Raw genomic sequence first — 13632 nt, 5'->3', positions numbered from 1 at the left:
TTCTTCGACCGGGTTGACCATGACATCCTGATCGACCGTTTGCGCAAGAAAATCCCCGATCCCGGCGTCATCCGCTTGGTACGGGCCTATCTGAACGCCGACATTGTTGATGGGGGTGTGGTCCTCAAGCGGACCCGAGGCACGCCGCAGGGTGGGCCGCTGTCGCCGCTTCTGGCCAATGTATTGTTGGATGAGGTGGACAAGGAACTTGAACAGCGGGGCCATGCCTTCTGCCGCTATGCCGACGACTGTAACGTCTACGTGCGGTCACAGCGGGCGGGCGAACGGGTGATGGCTCTGCTGCGGCGGCTTTATGGCCGACTTCGCCTCAAGGTGAACGAGACCAAGAGCGCCGTTGCCAGTGTCTTCGGCCGCAAATTCCTCGGCTATGCTTTCTTCAAAGCACCAGGGCGGGTGGTCAAGAGACGGGTCGCCGACAAGGCCATCAAGGCGTTCAAGGAGCGCATTCGCGAACTGACACCGCGCGTGACGGGTCGATCCCTGAAAGCGGTGGCAGAACGGCTGCGCCTCTTCGTGCGCGGATGGAAAGCCTACTTCCGGCTGGCGCAAACACCTCGGGTCTGGCAAGCGCTGGACGAGTGGATGCGCCATCGTGTGAGGGCAATCCAGCTCAAGCAATGGAAGCACGGCAGGACGATCTTTCGGGAAATGATGGCAAGGGGAGCGAAACCTGGGGTGGCCCAGCAAGTGGCAGCAAATGCCGGTCGCTGGTGGCGCAACAGCGGCAAGCTCCTTAACGCCACCCTCACCATCAGATGGGCTGACCAACTTGGAATGCCCAGGCTCGTCTAACCTCAATCTCTCGAACCGCCCGGTGCGGACCCGCATGCCGGGTGGTGTGGCAGGGGTGCGATCACATCGAGCGCCCCCTATGCCGATTTCAGTCAGCCCGACGCCCCTTGTGTATGGCCGATGCACATGCAAGTTTCCCCTGCAGAGATCGGGAGGGCACCATGCAAACAGTCACACTTCTTGCGTTCGCAGGCGTTTCCTTCGTGGGTATTGCCACGCCGGGGCCGACCGTACTCCTGGCAATGACCAACGGCTCCCGCTACGGCGTCAGGCGTGCCGCTGCCGGCATGGTTGGAGCGGTGCTCTCGGATTTTGTCCTGATCGGCGCCGTTGCGGTCGGTCTCGGGGCACTGCTCGTGGCTTCCGAATTCTGGTTCTCGGCCCTGAAGTACGTTGGGGCAGCCTATCTGGCGTTTCTCGGGATCATGATGCTCTGGTCGAAAGGCACGATCGATGCGGCGTTGAGGCAGGGGGCGGCGGATGCGGGCGGGACGCCGGTTTCGATCGCGTTGAAGAGCTTCATGGTCGCAGTCACCAATCCGAAGGGCTATCTCTTCTTTTCGGCCTTCCTACCGCAGTTCATCGATCCGACCGGCCTGCAGGCAACGCAGTATGGCGTGCTGGCACTGGTGTTCGCCTCCCTCGATTTCATCATCATGCTGGCCTATGCCGTGTTCGGCGTGCAGGCCGTCCGATTCCTCACGACGAACGGCGCGTTGTGGCTTGAGCGCGCCTGCGGCTGCGCGCTGTTGGCGTTGGCCGGTTCGCTTGCGCTCTATCGTCGGGCGGCAGCCTGATTTAGGGCAGTGATACGTGTCCGACACGATAGATCTGGCCTGAACCTGCAATGAGCGGCGCCGATCGGCGCAAGCTGAAGCGCACCAGCGTCCAGTTGGTCGGCTCGAAGGCCGAAACCGAGGCCAGGACGTCGGGCTGTCTTGCTTCTCGTTGCGCCTGCCTGACCTCCACGTCTCTGATCTCGGCGAGCGGGGAATAGGGCTCGATGGCGACTATCTCTGTGGTAACGAATTTTGCCTCTGCAATCGCGGAGGCGGTTTCCGCGTGCCATGCGATCCAGGTCTTCACGCGAGGCCAGCCGAAGGACTGCATCAGTCCCTCGAAGCCGGTGCCGGTAAGAAAGTCGCTGGCGCGCTCCGGCTGCTGCCAGAGATAGAAGGGCGCATAGAGGTTTTCGCGGGATCCGAACTCGCCTCTGCGGGCACTGAGGTAGGCCTTGAAGCCGAGACCGGGAAATCCGTCCAGCATCGGTCCCTTGTCGCGGATGCGCCGGTCGATGATCGACATGTCGTAGTCGGCCGGAAGGGTGAAGCTGTACTGCATCGCCATCATGAGAGGATCTCCACCGGCTCAAGCCAGTCGACGTTGCGGCCGGCTTCGGTTGCCTGAATACTGAGATAGCTGAACGGGCTGTCGTGTCCGGCGCCGTGCCAATGCGTCTCGCCGGCGGCGAACCAGACAGCATCTCCGACCAGCAATTCGTCGACTGCCCCACCTTCGCGTTGCGCCAGACCCTTGCCTGATAGAACATAGAGCAGCTGCCCGCGCGGATGCGTGTGCCAGCGTGTGATCGTGCCCGGATGGAGCGTCGCCCGCATCGCCGTGTTCTCGCCGTCGGCTGTTCCTTCCAGCAGCATCTCCACCCAGAAGGGTGCGGTGGCAATATCGACGGGCGAGCGGACGGCATTGCCCGGACGCTGGATCGTCATACGTTCAGGGTTGCCCATCATGCCGCACTCCCGAAGGCGCGGGCTTCCCAGCCGGGTTCGCTCATCTGCGCCTTTCCGTCGCCGAACGACCATTCATCCGGTGATGTGGTGGTGACGACGATCATGATGTCTTCCGGCCGGATTCCCGGCGATTGTCCGAGAAGCTCGGTGGCCCGCTTGAAAAAGGCCTGGCGGGTCTCGGTCGAGCGCGGCTTTCCGGCGGTGATGGCGAAAAGCACGAAGTCGTCGGAACGCGGTCCGGCGAGATAGTTGCGGTCGAAGATCAGTTCGCCCGGTTCATGCTGGTGGATGATCTGGAAACGATCGGCGGGCGGCACGTTGAACGTCTCGACCATGGCGCGATGAATGCTGTCCGCAACAGCGCGCAAATACTCCGGCGACTTGCCGCGCAGTAGAGAGATACGAACAAAAGGCATGGCGAGTTCCTTTGAGTGAATTCTTGACAGGAGAAGCATCGCACGCCACCATAATGCTGAAAATCAGAATTGTTTGAACCTACAATTCACAAAAACGGGACGAAAGTGATGCGACGGACGATCTTCGATCTCGATGTTCTCAGAACCTTTGCGACCGGAATGGAGCTCGGCAACTTCGCGCGAGCGGCTGACCGGCTCGGCCGCTCGACCTCGGCGGTCAGCGCTCAGTTGAAGAAGCTCGAGGAGCAGGCGGGCACGCCGATCTTCCGCAAGGCGGGGCGCGGCCTTGCGCTCACCGATGCCGGCGAGACGATGCTGGCCTATGCGCGGCGGCTGCTGGAACTCAACGACGAAGCGGCTGCAGCCGTAAAGAGCATCGAGCTCGAAGGCTGGGTGAGGCTCGGATTGCAGGAGGATTTCGGCGAGGTCTTGTTGCCCGACGTGCTCGGCCGTTTTGCGCGCGCGCATCCGAAGGTCCGCATCGAGGCGCGCGTGGTGCGCAATGTCGAACTGATCGAGCGCGTCACATCAGGAAAGCTCGATCTGGCACTCGCGTGGAGCGATGGCACGCTGACGCCGCATTGCGAGCAGATCGCCGAAGTCCCGATGCGTTGGATCGGGCCGGCGGAAGCAGCTGTTGACTGGAGCCTCGGCGGCGGCGAACCGATGCCGCTCGCCTCGCTGGAAGCCCCGTGCCTGTTGCGCTCCGCGGCGACCAAGGCGCTCGACGCGGCGGGCATTCCGTGGCGGCTTGCCTTCGTCAGTCCGAGCCTCGGCGGATTGTGGGCGGCGACGGCCGCTGGGCTCGGCATTACCATCCGCACACCGATCGGGCTGCCGCGAAAGGTCAAGCCGCTTGTCGCAGACGCAGCCGGCTTGCCGGAGCTTTCCTCGCTCGGTCTCGTCCTGCATCGCGCCGAGGCGGAGCCTGGGCCGGCGACGGCGCGGCTTGCGTCCATCATGTTGCAATCGGTGCGGGAGGCCGTCGCTGATGTCGTGCCGCAGGCGGTCCGCCCGGCGGCAAGAGCCTATGCCTGATATTCGCGCTGCGCGTTGCGGCGGATCGCTTGCGGTGGCTGGCCGAAAGCGCGCAGGAATGCGCGTCGCATCCTCTCACGATCCGCGAAGCCTGTCTCCGTGGCAACGACGTCGATCGGATGCCGGCCCTGTTCCATCATCAGCCGGGCCGCCTCGAGGCGCAGGTTCTCCACCGCTTTTGCGGGCGATTGCCCTGTCTCGGCGCGGAAGGTCCGACTGAACTGGCGGGGGCTGAGCGCCGCTGCTTCTGCCAGTTCTTCGACGGATAGCGTGTTCTTCAGGTTGCTGCGCGCATGGGCCAGCGCCTTCTGGATCCTGTCCGATTTGGGTTCCAGTTCCAACAGCGCGGAAAACTGCGACTGGCCGCCGGCCCGGCGGTGGTAGACGACGAGCTTGCGGGCAACGGCGCGGGCGATGTCGGCGCCGTGATCCTTCTCAACCATGGCAAGTGCCAGATCGACCCCGGCTGTCATGCCCGCCGAGCTCCAGACAGAGCCGTCGATGATGAAGATGCGATCCTCCTCGAGCCTGACCTTGGGGTAGCGCGATTGGAGCTCTCGAGCGAGCAGCCAATGCGTCGTGGCGCGCCGGCCGTCCAGCACACCCGCGTCGGCAAGCAGAAATGCACCGGTGCAGATCGAAGCGACGCGGCGGGAGGCGGCAAGCGCGTTGCGGATGAATTCGCCTTCTCGTGTGGTCGGCAGCTTGATGCCGACGGCGCCCGACACCAGCAGCGTATCGAAAGTGGGGTCGTCGAACCGCGTCGTCTCCATCGTGACACCGAAGGAGCCGCGCACCGGCCCACCGGTCTCGGAGAGATAGGCGATGTCGTAGACCTGTTCGCCGAGTTCGAGGTTGGTGAACTCGAAGGCGGAGATGGCGGCGAGGCTCATCATCTGAAAGCCGGGAAAGAGCAGGACGGCAATGCGCTGCATGGTTCGAAACTCCGTTTGTCCTAAAAGGTTGTTTATATGACATTCAAGACATTGGCAATCAGGCGTAAGACTCTCCTCAGGCCAACAGCAGGCGCTGTTGCCCAACACGGAGAACGACAATGACCGAGCAGCACAAAGGAACCGCACTCGTTACGGGCGCATCATCGGGGATCGGCGCCATCTACGCCCACCGGCTCGCAAAGCGGGGCTACGATCTCATTCTAGTCGCGCGCAATGCCGAGCGCCTTTCCGAGCTTGCGACCAAGTTGACCCTGGAGACGGGCAGGACGGTTGAAACGGTGCCTGCCGATCTCGGCAACAAGGCTGATCTGGCGCGTGTCGAGGCGGTGTTGAAGAACGACCGCAGCATCACCCTTCTGGTCAACAATGCCGGCGTCGGCGGCACCGCGCCGCTGCTGGCCTCCGATGTCGACAAGATGCAGGCGATGGTCGATCTCAACGTTATAGCGCTGATGCGGCTGACCTACGCAGCCGTGCCCGGTTTCACGGCCCGCGGCGGCGGCTCGATCATCAACATTGCGTCGATCGTGGCGATCGCGCCTGAAGTTCTGAATGGGGTCTATGGGGCAAGCAAAGCGTTCGTTCTTGCTTTCAGCCAATCGCTGAAGCACGAGCTGGCGGATAAGAATATCCGCGTTCAGGCGGTGCTGCCGGGGGCGACGGCGACCGAATTCTGGGGCATTGCCGGTACGCCGGTCGAACACCTGCCGACCGAGATCGTCATGCAGGCGGAAGACATGGTGGATGCGTCTCTTTCCGGCTTTGACCAAGGTGAATTCGCGACGATCCCGGCCCTCGAGGATGCCGGATTGCTGAAGGCCTACGAGGATGCACGCCAGGCGCTGATGCCGAACCTGTCACGGTCGGCACCCGCGGCGCGCTACAAGGCTGCGTAGCGTAAGAGACGGGGTGGGCAGGCTTGTTCTGCCTCTACCCGTGCCGGGCCAGTGCGCCGGCGAAGATATCGGCGTCGACGTTGCCTCCCGAGGTGACGACGACGACGTTGTCTTCCTCCATCTCATCGCCGTGGAACAGCGCTGCGGCAAGGGCGACCGCGCCGCCCGGTTCGACGACAATCTTCAGTCGCACAAAGGCTATCACCATGGCGCGAAGCGCCTCCTCGTCTGTCACGACGATACCGGGGCCCGCAAGGCGCTGCAGGATCGGGAAGGTGATATTGCCGGGCTGTGGGGTAATGATCGCATCGCAGATGGAGCCGGTCATCGCCGCGTTGCGCTCGATCTTGCCTGAGGCCAGCGACCGTGTCGTATCGTCGAAGCCTTCAGGCTCGCAGGGACGCACGCGGAACGCAGGCGCGCTAGCCTCGAGCGCAAGCGCGATCCCCGACGTCAGGCCGCCGCCGCCGCAGGGCACCAGCACCTCGGCAGCCTTGATGCCTTCCTCTTCCGCCTGTTCGGCGATCTCGAGACCCGTCGTGCCCTGGCCGGCGATCACCTGGGGCTCGTCGAACGGCTTGATCAGGGTCAGCTTGCGTTCGCCCGAAAGCTTGGCGCCGATGGCGTCGCGATCCTGTGTGGCGCGGTCGTAGAGCACGACTTCGGCGCCGAGGGCGCGGGTGTTGGCAATCTTCAGTTTCGGGGCGTCCGACGGCATGATGATCACCGAAGGCACGCCATGAAGCTTGGCGGCGAGCGCCACACCCTGCGAGTGATTGCCTGACGAGAAAGCGATGACACCGTGCGCGCGTACGGCCGAATCGAGTGCGGAAACGGCGGACCAGCCTCCGCGGAATTTGAAGGAGCCGGTATGTTGGAGGCACTCGGCCTTCACGAACACCCGCCGTCCGGCAAGCTCGTCGATGAAGGGAGAGGAGAGAAGGGGTGTGCGGCGCGCATGTCCGCGCAGACGGGCGCGGGCGGCAACGATCATTTCAATGCTGGTCATAGAGACTCTTTCGAATGACGGTACGCCCCTGCATAAGGCTACACGTGATGCTTGTGAACGACGACTTTGTCACCGTGACACGAAAAGCGCCATACTACGCGCCAGCATCAACGGCGACTACCTCCGCGCTCGCATCCGACAATCAGTATCCGCCGGCGGAGCCCTCGGAGGCGCGGCTGTCCATCGCGCCGTTGTAGCGTGCGCCGCCACCCTTCTCGATATCGGCGAGGCTCTTTCCGCCGACAAGGATGCCGGCGGCCTGCCCCCATTGCGGCGGGCCGCTGCCGTCGTCCAGTGTATGGCCCATGGCGATCAGCGCCCGGATCGTATCAGGCGAGAGCGTGTAGGGCTCGAGATAGATCTTGTCCGGCTGCCATTGGTGGTGAATGCGTGGGGCGTTGACCGCCTGGCTGATGTCCATGCCGAAATCGATGACGTTGAGGATCGCCTCGAGGGTGATGGTGATGATGCGCGATCCGCCGGGGCTGCCGATGACCATGAAGGGCTTGCCGTCCTTGGTCACGATCGTCGGGCTCATCGAGGAGAGCGGCGTCTTCTTCGGCGCAATCGCATTGGCCTCGCCCTGAACGAGACCGTAGAGGTTCGGAACGCCAGGCTTCGAGGTGAAGTCGTCCATCTCGTTGTTGAGCAGGATGCCGGTGCCGGGCGCGACAACGCCAGCGCCGAAGGAACCATTCAGCGTATAGGTGACCGCGACGGCATTTCCTTCATCGTCGATGATGGAATAATGCGTGGTCTCGACGCTTTCCTTGGCTCCGAGCGGCTTCAGGTCGGCCGACGTGCCGGATTTATAGGGATCGATCTTGGCGCGGATCGCCTTGGCGTAGCTCTTGTCGAGCAATGTCGACATCGGGTTCTCCACGAAGTCGGGATCGCCGAGGGCAGCGTTGCGGTCGACATAGGCATGGCGCATCGCCTCTACCATCAGGTGAACCGTCTCAGCAGAACCGTAGCCGAGGAAGGAGAGCGGGTAATCCTCGAGCACGTTGAGGATTTCGCAGATGATGACGCCACCGGAGGAGGGGGGAGGCGAGGAGATGATGTCATAACCGCGGTAGCTGCATTCGACGGGCTTCAGTTCTCGCACCGCGTACTGCTCGAAATCCTCCTTGGCGAGAATGCCGCCCTTCGCCTGGCTCGCCTTGGTGATCGCGTCGGCCGGCATGCCCTTATAGAAAGCGTCGGGCCCTTTGTCGGCGATGCTGGAAAGAACGGCGGCGAGGTCGGGTTGCACCAGTTTTTCGCCTGCGGCGTATGGCTTTCCTTCTGCTTTCAGGAAGATCTTTGCAGCGGCTTCATCCTTCGCAAGCCTCTTGGCGCTGCCGGAAATGTTGGCCACGTCGCCTTGTTCCAGCGTGAAGCCTTCCTTGGCGTAGCGAATGGCCGGCGCCAGCAGATCCTGTCGCGACTTCGTGCCGTATTTTTCTCGCGCCGTCTCGAAGCCCATCACGGATCCGGGCACGCCGACGGCGAGATAGCCGTCGAGGCTGGCGCGGGGAACGATATCGCCCTTCGCATCGAGATACATCGTCTTGGTGGCTGCGAGCGGCGCGCGCTCGCGGAAATCGAGAAATGTCGTCTTCCCGTCCTTCAGCCGGATCGTCATGAAACCGCCGCCGCCGATGTTGCCGGCCGTCGGATAGACGACCGCGAGGGCGTAGCCAACCGCAACCGCGGCATCGACGGCATTGCCGCCGTTCTTCAGGACACCGACGCCGACATCGGTCGCCAGATGCTGTGCGGTCACCACCATGCCATGTTCGGCTTCAACGGGCGCGGGCGAGGCGGCGAACGCCGACGGTGCAAGTGAGAGCGACAGTGCGGCGGCAACCGCGAATATTCTGATGTTGGGCTGATCCATGACTTCCCTCAAAGCATGACGGTGCGATGGATATGGGACGCAACGAGCGCTCGGCAATGCACTGCGCTCAGCAGTGGTGTGTTCCGTTACTGAAAGGTTAGTTTTCGGTTGCGACGGGCCCGGACAGGCTGGCTGGATCGCCGAAGGGCGCGGCAATGTCTGGCGGCCGCGCGGGCTTTTGGTGCACCAAGCGGTGCTCGGCCTGGCGGGCGGCGGCCTGGAGGTCGCGAGCGGCGCCGCCGATCTTCTCCATGGCGGCAATGGCGACGTCGGTGACCATATAGTCCGGCTTGTGGCCGAGGCCCTGTATCTTCACTAGTTCGGATCCGGCGATATCACGGGCCAGCCCCTGCGAATGAATATGTTCCCAGACGATGGCATCGCTGTCACCGGTGATGATGACAGCAGGTGCGGTGATCCTGGAATATTGCGGAGAATGCGCCTTGAGGTAAGCCAGCAGGCGGGTGCAGTCGATGGCGTTGTTGTAAAAGGCGCGCGGACGCAGCGCCAAGGTGGGGCCTGTCTTCGCGATATAGTCTTCCGGGCGCGGATTGGGACGGAAGACGTTAATCGTCGCCTGCTCCAGCCGTCGCAAACCTAGCGGCACGACAATGGCGTGGGTAAAGAGCCAGCCGAGCATGGGCATTGCAGCTAGGTGATAATACCAATCGATGCCGCCCGGCCAGGGATGAGTCGCGGGGGCGAGAAAGAGCAGGCCTTCCGTCTTGTCGGGATGGCGCACGCCGAAGGCGGCCGCGATGGCGCCGCCGAAGGAGTGGCCAACGATGATAGCCCGTTTGATTCCCCGCTTCTCCATCAGCGTTGCGATCGCGTCCGCCTGTCCGGACGGCAGGGCATTCTCGGGGCGGCCGCGTTCCGAGTAGCCATGACCCGGCCGGTCGACGAACAGCATCTCGGCACGGCCCTCTAGCGATCCCAGGAAGGCGCCGACTTGATCGAGCAGATTGCCGCCTGCTCCGTGGATAAAGACCAGCGGCGGTAGATCGGCGGTTTCGGGACGTGGAACATGGACGGCATTCAGCTGGTAACCGCCGATATCGGTAAGTTCGCCAATATTGGGATAATTGGCCTCGAACTGCCGTTCCATGTAGACGGAGTAGCCAACAGCGGCGGCAACAGAGGCAATGAAAGCGGAAGCTTCGGCAAGCATGGCAATATCTGCTGAAATCACGTAACCGAGGCTAAGATTGGGCTGCGCGCGCCGCCGTCAAGATCAGGTGCGGCTGCCGGCCAGCTTTTCGGAGAGTGTATTCATCTGCTCCTGGGCGCTTCGATTGGCAGGATAGATCGCCAGGAAACGTTCCCAGGCTTTCAGGGCCAGCGCGTCGTTGCCCGTTTCCATTAGAATGGCGGCCATGCCGGAGAGCGCGCCGAAGTGGCGGGGCTCGATGTCAAGCACGCGCTCGATGTCGGACATGGACTTGCGATAGTTGTCATTGGCGTAGTTGAGCGTCGCCCGGCGATTCCAGCTCTCTGCGTAATCCGGCTTGAGGGCGATCGCCTGATCGAGGAAGTCGAGGGCGGCGGCGGTGCGCTTCTCCTGGATCGCCTTGTCGGCCCACTGCATCAGGAGATTAACGGTCGCGCTGCCCGAGTCGTTCCACTCGGTACGGATTTCATCGGCGATACCGCTTGCTTTGTCAGGGTCGCGCTCGCGCTTCAGCTGTTCGAAGAGCTGATTCACATGCTGCTTGGGTGAGAGGTTTGCGTCCGGCTGCTCGACGATGACATCCTTGTCCGCAGCTGCGGCAGGGAAAACAGGAGCGAAAAGGGACAGCGGCAACGCCGCGCAGGTCATAGCAAAAAAACGCATGGCGGACATAGTAGCCCGCCATCGCTGAAGATCAAAGCAATTTGATTTGATTGCAGAAGCAATCCCCGGACGGCGGGCGCAGAATGCCACGAAGCCGTACAGGCGCGCTATATCAGCCCTGACGAGCCTTGTAGCGCGGATTCAGCTTGTTGATGATGTAGATGCGGCCCTTGCGGCGAACCAGGCGGTTGTCACGATGACGAGCCTTGAGCGACTTGAGCGAATTCTTGATCTTCATTGTTTTGATCCGCGATGTTTGAGGGGGAATTCACATTCGCCCGTATCTATTACATTCAAAAGCGCGCTCAGGGCGCGCTCTTCAGGTTGGGCGTGCAGATAACCCGACGGTTCCGCTGTGTCAACCACATGACGGTGTTTTTCCCGGGGCCGAAGCGGCTTTTGTCAGGGAAAAACCGGCAATTTTGCGGTCAACGTGGTGACGTGGCCCATCTTGCGGCCGGGGCGGGATTCCGTCTTGCCGTAGAGGTGGACCAGCGTGTCGGGTCGCTGCAGCCAGTCGGGCAGGGCCAGAATATCGTCACCGATCAGGTTCTGCATGACGCAGTCCGAGTGGCGGTCGGCATTGCCGAGCGGCATGCCGGCGACGGCACGGATATGCTGCTCGAATTGCGAGACAACGCAAGCGGCTTCCGTCCAGTGACCGGAGTTGTGGACACGGGGCGCCATTTCATTGGCGATCAGGCTGCCGTCCGCGAGCACGAAGAATTCGATGCCGATGACACCGACATAGCCGAGCGCCGCCAGGATCTTCTCGGCGGCTTCGCTGGCGGCGGCTGCCGTTTCCGCAGCGATGGACGCGGGTATGGTCGACGTGTGCAGGATGCCATTGCGGTGAATGTTTTCGGCTGGGTCGTAGCAGGCGACGGTGCCGTCGGCCGCGCGCGCCGCGATGATCGAGATCTCGCGCTCGAAGGCAACGAAGCTCTCGAGAATGAGCGGCACGTTGCCGAGTGCTGCAAAGGCGCCATCCGGCGCATCGGCTGCGGAGCGGAATACTCTCTGTCCCTTGCCGTCATAGCCGAGGCGGCGGGTCTTGAGAACGCCGCGTCCGCCGAAGTCCTTCAGGGCCGCTTCGAGATCGGCTTGGCTGTCGACCGCGTGGAAGCCCGCCGTCGGGATGCCGCATCCATTGATGAAGCGCTTTTCGACCAGCCGATCCTGTGCGGCCTCGAGAGCCTTCGGCGGTGGATAGACCGGGACCTTGCTTGCAAGGGTTTCGGCGGCGGTTACCGGGACATTCTCGAACTCATAGGTAACGACGTCGCAAGCCTTCGCAAGTTCGGCCAGCGCTGCAGGATCGTCGTAGGCGGCGACGATCTGTCCGTTGGCGACCTGCGCTGCTGGACAGTCGGCCTGCGGTTCCAGGACGACGGTGCGGAAGTTCAGTCGTGCAGCGGCCATGGCAAGCATGCGGCCGAGCTGGCCGCCGCCAATGATGCCGATCGTTCTTACTGTCATAGGTCGTCCATCGGATATTCGGCTACCGCGGCGCTCTGGCGCTCGCGCCATTCGTCGAGCCGGTCGGCAATCTCTTCGTCCGACAATGCCAGTACGGCTGCTGCCAGAAGAGCAGCGTTGATCGCACCCGCCTTGCCGATGGCAAGCGTGCCGACCGGGATGCCGCCCGGCATCTGGACGATGGAAAGAAGACTGTCCTGACCTGACAGTGCCTTGGATTGGACCGGGACGCCGAAAACTGGCAGCGGCGTCATGGCTGCGGCCATGCCGGGAAGGTGGGCCGCGCCGCCGGCGCCAGCAATGATCACCTTGAAGCCTTCATCGCGGGCGGACTTTGCGAAGTTCACCAGGCGATCCGGTGTGCGGTGGGCCGATATTATGCGCGCATCATAGGGAATTTCGAGCGCCTCCAGCGTGTCGGCGGCGTTCTTCATGGTCTCCCAATCGGACTGGCTTCCCATGATGATGGCAACGGATGGTCTGTCTGTCATCGTCACGGCGTTCCCTTCAGGCGATGATGTCAGGGATGATCTGGTCTTCCAGCTTGGACAGCTTGTCCTTGATGACCAATTTCTTCTTCTTCATGCGCTGGATGCGCAATGCGTCGCATCCAGTGGCAATCATGGCGTTGATGGCGGCGTCGTAATCCTCGTGCTCCTGGCGCAGTCTTGCGACCATGAGCCTGATTTCCGCCTGTTCCTGATCGGCCATTTTGCATTCCCCATAACCGTCTTCGGACATCGTCCGTTCTGCCGATAATTTCCGCAAGCTCCTATCACCAATTGGAGGTAACGGCTAGCGGCTGTTCGTCATGATTTTGCCACGTGTTCTCCTTGCTTTCACCTTCGACAAGGCTTCAAAAATATGTCACAGTCGAAGGGTTGACGCCTTGGATCTCCGGCGGTGTTGGCCGGGGAGAGGTAAGAGGAAGGAAGGGTCAAATGACTGTTCAAGCTCATCTTGAGTCACTCCAGAAAAAGCATGTTGCTCTCGAGGAGGAGTTGCATTCGCTTATGACATCCCCCTCCCGAAACGATAATGAAGTAGCTGAGTGCAAACGCAGAAAATTGCGGATCAAGGACGAGATTGAGCGCCTTAAATCATCCTTCCATTGAGTAGGATGCAATAAATCAACGAACGCGGCCCTAGGCGAGGAGGGAAAAACTCCAATTTCACCAAAAGCTTAGACCAGTTCGTGCTCGACAGGCGGTTATGGCGCCGGCTCCGACGGAAAGTCGCGAGCCGGCGTCCTTCGTTTGAGCGGTCGGGCTAGGCCCAGAACTGATCGAGCCAGAGATTGAGCCTGTCGAAGCCGCGATTGTTGACCGCATAAATGCGTCGGGTGCCTTCTGCGGTCACCGAAACCAGATTGCAGTCCAGCAGCGCCTTGAGGTGCTGGGAGACGGCGGGGCGGCTGATCGGCAACCCCTCGGCAAGTTCGCTCACGGTCTTCGGCGCGCGTCGCAACTCCTCCAGCAGGAAGCGCCGGTGAGGGTCGGCTATCGCGGTGAAGGGATCCACGTTCGACATAGCGAAAACGCTACGTCAAACGGCGCAATCG

18 protein-coding genes are annotated in these 13632 nt (G+C 62.1%); 5 read left to right on the top strand and 13 right to left on the bottom strand.

The window, feature by feature from the left end; translation table 11 throughout:
• Together C934_RS0122820 and C934_RS0122815 are read left to right on the top strand one after the other, a co-directional pair.
• Positions 1 to 813 (top strand): reverse transcriptase domain-containing protein (locus C934_RS0122820; RefSeq protein WP_018858909.1); only part of this gene is annotated, 813 nt, incomplete at its 5' end.
• 161 nt (positions 814 to 974) lie between these two features.
• The gene (locus tag C934_RS0122815) at positions 975 to 1610 is read left to right on the top strand and encodes a LysE family translocator (RefSeq protein ID WP_018858908.1); all 636 of its coding nucleotides are present in this window, start codon (positions 975 to 977) and stop codon (positions 1608 to 1610) included.
• 1 nt (position 1611) lies between these two features.
• Here the strand turns inward: C934_RS0122815 and C934_RS0122810 are convergent, their stop codons facing one another.
• Genes C934_RS0122810 through C934_RS0122800 form a run of 3 tightly spaced genes read right to left on the bottom strand, consistent with a single transcriptional unit; the run spans position 1612 to position 2977 of the window.
• Entirely contained in the window at positions 1612 to 2163 is a 552-nt protein-coding gene (locus C934_RS0122810) for a DUF4865 family protein (protein WP_018858907.1), read from the bottom strand.
• On the bottom strand, positions 2160 to 2561 hold the full coding sequence (locus C934_RS0122805) for a cupin domain-containing protein (RefSeq protein WP_018858906.1): 402 nt from the start codon (positions 2559 to 2561) through the stop codon (positions 2160 to 2162). Before C934_RS0122805 ends, C934_RS0122810 begins: the two co-directional genes overlap by 4 nt.
• Positions 2558 to 2977 (bottom strand): tautomerase family protein, encoded by a 420-nt coding sequence (locus tag C934_RS0122800; protein WP_018858905.1) that lies wholly within the window; start codon positions 2975 to 2977, stop codon positions 2558 to 2560. Before C934_RS0122800 ends, C934_RS0122805 begins: the two co-directional genes overlap by 4 nt.
• A 108-nt stretch (positions 2978 to 3085) precedes the next feature.
• On the opposite strand from C934_RS0122800, the gene C934_RS0122795 reads away from it, so the two are divergent.
• The gene (locus C934_RS0122795) at positions 3086 to 4015 is read left to right on the top strand and encodes a LysR substrate-binding domain-containing protein (RefSeq protein ID WP_018858904.1); all 930 of its coding nucleotides are present in this window, start codon (positions 3086 to 3088) and stop codon (positions 4013 to 4015) included.
• Here the strand turns inward: C934_RS0122795 and C934_RS0122790 are convergent.
• Complete coding sequence (locus C934_RS0122790) at positions 4006 to 4950, bottom strand: GlxA family transcriptional regulator (RefSeq protein ID WP_018858903.1); 945 nt, start codon at positions 4948 to 4950, stop codon at positions 4006 to 4008. The two genes, C934_RS0122795 and C934_RS0122790, sit on opposite strands and share 10 nt — an antisense overlap.
• 119 nt (positions 4951 to 5069) lie before the next feature.
• On the opposite strand from C934_RS0122790, the gene C934_RS0122785 reads away from it, so the two are divergent.
• The gene (locus C934_RS0122785; protein ID WP_018858902.1) at positions 5070 to 5867 is read left to right on the top strand and encodes an SDR family NAD(P)-dependent oxidoreductase; all 798 of its coding nucleotides are present in this window, start codon (positions 5070 to 5072) and stop codon (positions 5865 to 5867) included.
• 34 nt (positions 5868 to 5901) lie between these two features.
• Here the strand turns inward: C934_RS0122785 and C934_RS0122780 are convergent, their stop codons facing one another.
• The 8 genes from C934_RS0122780 to C934_RS0122745 all read right to left on the bottom strand — a co-directional run bounded on the left by C934_RS0122780 (position 5902) and on the right by C934_RS0122745 (position 12782).
• The gene (locus C934_RS0122780; protein WP_018858901.1) at positions 5902 to 6876 is read right to left on the bottom strand and encodes a threonine ammonia-lyase; all 975 of its coding nucleotides are present in this window, start codon (positions 6874 to 6876) and stop codon (positions 5902 to 5904) included.
• 142 nt (positions 6877 to 7018) lie between these two features.
• On the bottom strand, positions 7019 to 8758 hold the full coding sequence (gene ggt / locus C934_RS0122775; RefSeq protein WP_018858900.1) for a gamma-glutamyltransferase: 1740 nt from the start codon (positions 8756 to 8758) through the stop codon (positions 7019 to 7021).
• A 97-nt stretch (positions 8759 to 8855) separates the two neighbouring features.
• Positions 8856 to 9929 (bottom strand): alpha/beta fold hydrolase, encoded by a 1074-nt coding sequence (locus tag C934_RS0122770; RefSeq protein ID WP_018858899.1) that lies wholly within the window; start codon positions 9927 to 9929, stop codon positions 8856 to 8858.
• Between the two features lie 63 nt (positions 9930 to 9992).
• The gene (locus C934_RS0122765; RefSeq protein WP_018858898.1) at positions 9993 to 10601 is read right to left on the bottom strand and encodes a hypothetical protein; all 609 of its coding nucleotides are present in this window, start codon (positions 10599 to 10601) and stop codon (positions 9993 to 9995) included.
• Positions 10602 to 10704: 103 nt separating this feature from the next.
• Positions 10705 to 10830 (bottom strand): type B 50S ribosomal protein L36, encoded by a 126-nt coding sequence (gene ykgO / locus C934_RS0122760; RefSeq protein WP_003582204.1) that lies wholly within the window; start codon positions 10828 to 10830, stop codon positions 10705 to 10707.
• Between the two features lie 164 nt (positions 10831 to 10994).
• Positions 10995 to 12071 carry a 5-(carboxyamino)imidazole ribonucleotide synthase gene (locus C934_RS0122755; protein WP_018858897.1) on the bottom strand — a complete coding sequence of 359 codons (1077 nt, stop codon included), beginning with the start codon at positions 12069 to 12071 and terminating at the stop codon, positions 10995 to 10997.
• A complete protein-coding gene (purE, locus tag C934_RS0122750; RefSeq protein ID WP_018858896.1) occupies positions 12068 to 12562 on the bottom strand; it encodes a 5-(carboxyamino)imidazole ribonucleotide mutase in 495 nt (164 codons plus the stop codon). The genes C934_RS0122755 and purE overlap by 4 nt, the downstream gene beginning before the upstream one ends.
• 16 nt (positions 12563 to 12578) lie before the next feature.
• Complete coding sequence (locus C934_RS0122745) at positions 12579 to 12782, bottom strand: YdcH family protein (protein ID WP_025660870.1); 204 nt, start codon at positions 12780 to 12782, stop codon at positions 12579 to 12581.
• 230 nt (positions 12783 to 13012) lie between these two features.
• Here C934_RS0122745 and C934_RS33965 point away from each other — a divergent pair, with 230 nt between their 5' ends.
• Entirely contained in the window at positions 13013 to 13186 is a 174-nt protein-coding gene (locus C934_RS33965; RefSeq protein WP_018858894.1) for a YdcH family protein, read from the top strand.
• Positions 13187 to 13340: 154 nt separating this feature from the next.
• Here C934_RS33965 and C934_RS0122735 read toward each other — a convergent pair whose 3' ends face one another.
• Entirely contained in the window at positions 13341 to 13601 is a 261-nt protein-coding gene (locus tag C934_RS0122735) for an ArsR/SmtB family transcription factor (protein ID WP_018858893.1), read from the bottom strand.
• Positions 13602 to 13632 lie beyond the last annotated feature (31 nt).

Source organism: Rhizobium sp. 42MFCr.1 (assembly GCF_000377185.1).
Classification (GTDB): domain Bacteria; phylum Pseudomonadota; class Alphaproteobacteria; order Rhizobiales; family Rhizobiaceae; genus Rhizobium; species Rhizobium altiplani.
This window is presented reverse-complemented; position numbering and strand designations above follow the sequence as displayed.

What these genes read in the sequence shown, in the direction of transcription:
- C934_RS0122815 (WP_018858908.1), top strand. Translation starts at nt 975, where the DNA reads ATGCAAACAGTCACACTTCTTGCGTTCGCAGGCGTTTCCTTCGTGGGT.
- C934_RS0122810 (WP_018858907.1), bottom strand. Translation starts at nt 2,163, where the DNA reads ATGATGGCGATGCAGTACAGCTTCACCCTTCCGGCCGACTACGACATG.
- C934_RS0122805 (WP_018858906.1), bottom strand. Translation starts at nt 2,561, where the DNA reads ATGATGGGCAACCCTGAACGTATGACGATCCAGCGTCCGGGCAATGCC.
- C934_RS0122800 (WP_018858905.1), bottom strand. Translation starts at nt 2,977, where the DNA reads ATGCCTTTTGTTCGTATCTCTCTACTGCGCGGCAAGTCGCCGGAGTAT.
- C934_RS0122795 (WP_018858904.1), top strand. Translation starts at nt 3,086, where the DNA reads ATGCGACGGACGATCTTCGATCTCGATGTTCTCAGAACCTTTGCGACC.
- C934_RS0122790 (WP_018858903.1), bottom strand. Translation starts at nt 4,950, where the DNA reads ATGCAGCGCATTGCCGTCCTGCTCTTTCCCGGCTTTCAGATGATGAGC.
- C934_RS0122785 (WP_018858902.1), top strand. Translation starts at nt 5,070, where the DNA reads ATGACCGAGCAGCACAAAGGAACCGCACTCGTTACGGGCGCATCATCG.
- C934_RS0122780 (WP_018858901.1), bottom strand. Translation starts at nt 6,876, where the DNA reads ATGACCAGCATTGAAATGATCGTTGCCGCCCGCGCCCGTCTGCGCGGA.
- ggt (WP_018858900.1), bottom strand. Translation starts at nt 8,758, where the DNA reads ATGGATCAGCCCAACATCAGAATATTCGCGGTTGCCGCCGCACTGTCG.
- C934_RS0122770 (WP_018858899.1), bottom strand. Translation starts at nt 9,929, where the DNA reads ATGCTTGCCGAAGCTTCCGCTTTCATTGCCTCTGTTGCCGCCGCTGTT.
- C934_RS0122765 (WP_018858898.1), bottom strand. Translation starts at nt 10,601, where the DNA reads ATGTCCGCCATGCGTTTTTTTGCTATGACCTGCGCGGCGTTGCCGCTG.
- ykgO (WP_003582204.1), bottom strand. Translation starts at nt 10,830, where the DNA reads ATGAAGATCAAGAATTCGCTCAAGTCGCTCAAGGCTCGTCATCGTGAC.
- C934_RS0122755 (WP_018858897.1), bottom strand. Translation starts at nt 12,071, where the DNA reads ATGACAGTAAGAACGATCGGCATCATTGGCGGCGGCCAGCTCGGCCGC.
- purE (WP_018858896.1), bottom strand. Translation starts at nt 12,562, where the DNA reads ATGACAGACAGACCATCCGTTGCCATCATCATGGGAAGCCAGTCCGAT.
- C934_RS0122745 (WP_025660870.1), bottom strand. Translation starts at nt 12,782, where the DNA reads ATGGCCGATCAGGAACAGGCGGAAATCAGGCTCATGGTCGCAAGACTG.
- C934_RS33965 (WP_018858894.1), top strand. Translation starts at nt 13,013, where the DNA reads ATGACTGTTCAAGCTCATCTTGAGTCACTCCAGAAAAAGCATGTTGCT.
- C934_RS0122735 (WP_018858893.1), bottom strand. Translation starts at nt 13,601, where the DNA reads ATGTCGAACGTGGATCCCTTCACCGCGATAGCCGACCCTCACCGGCGC.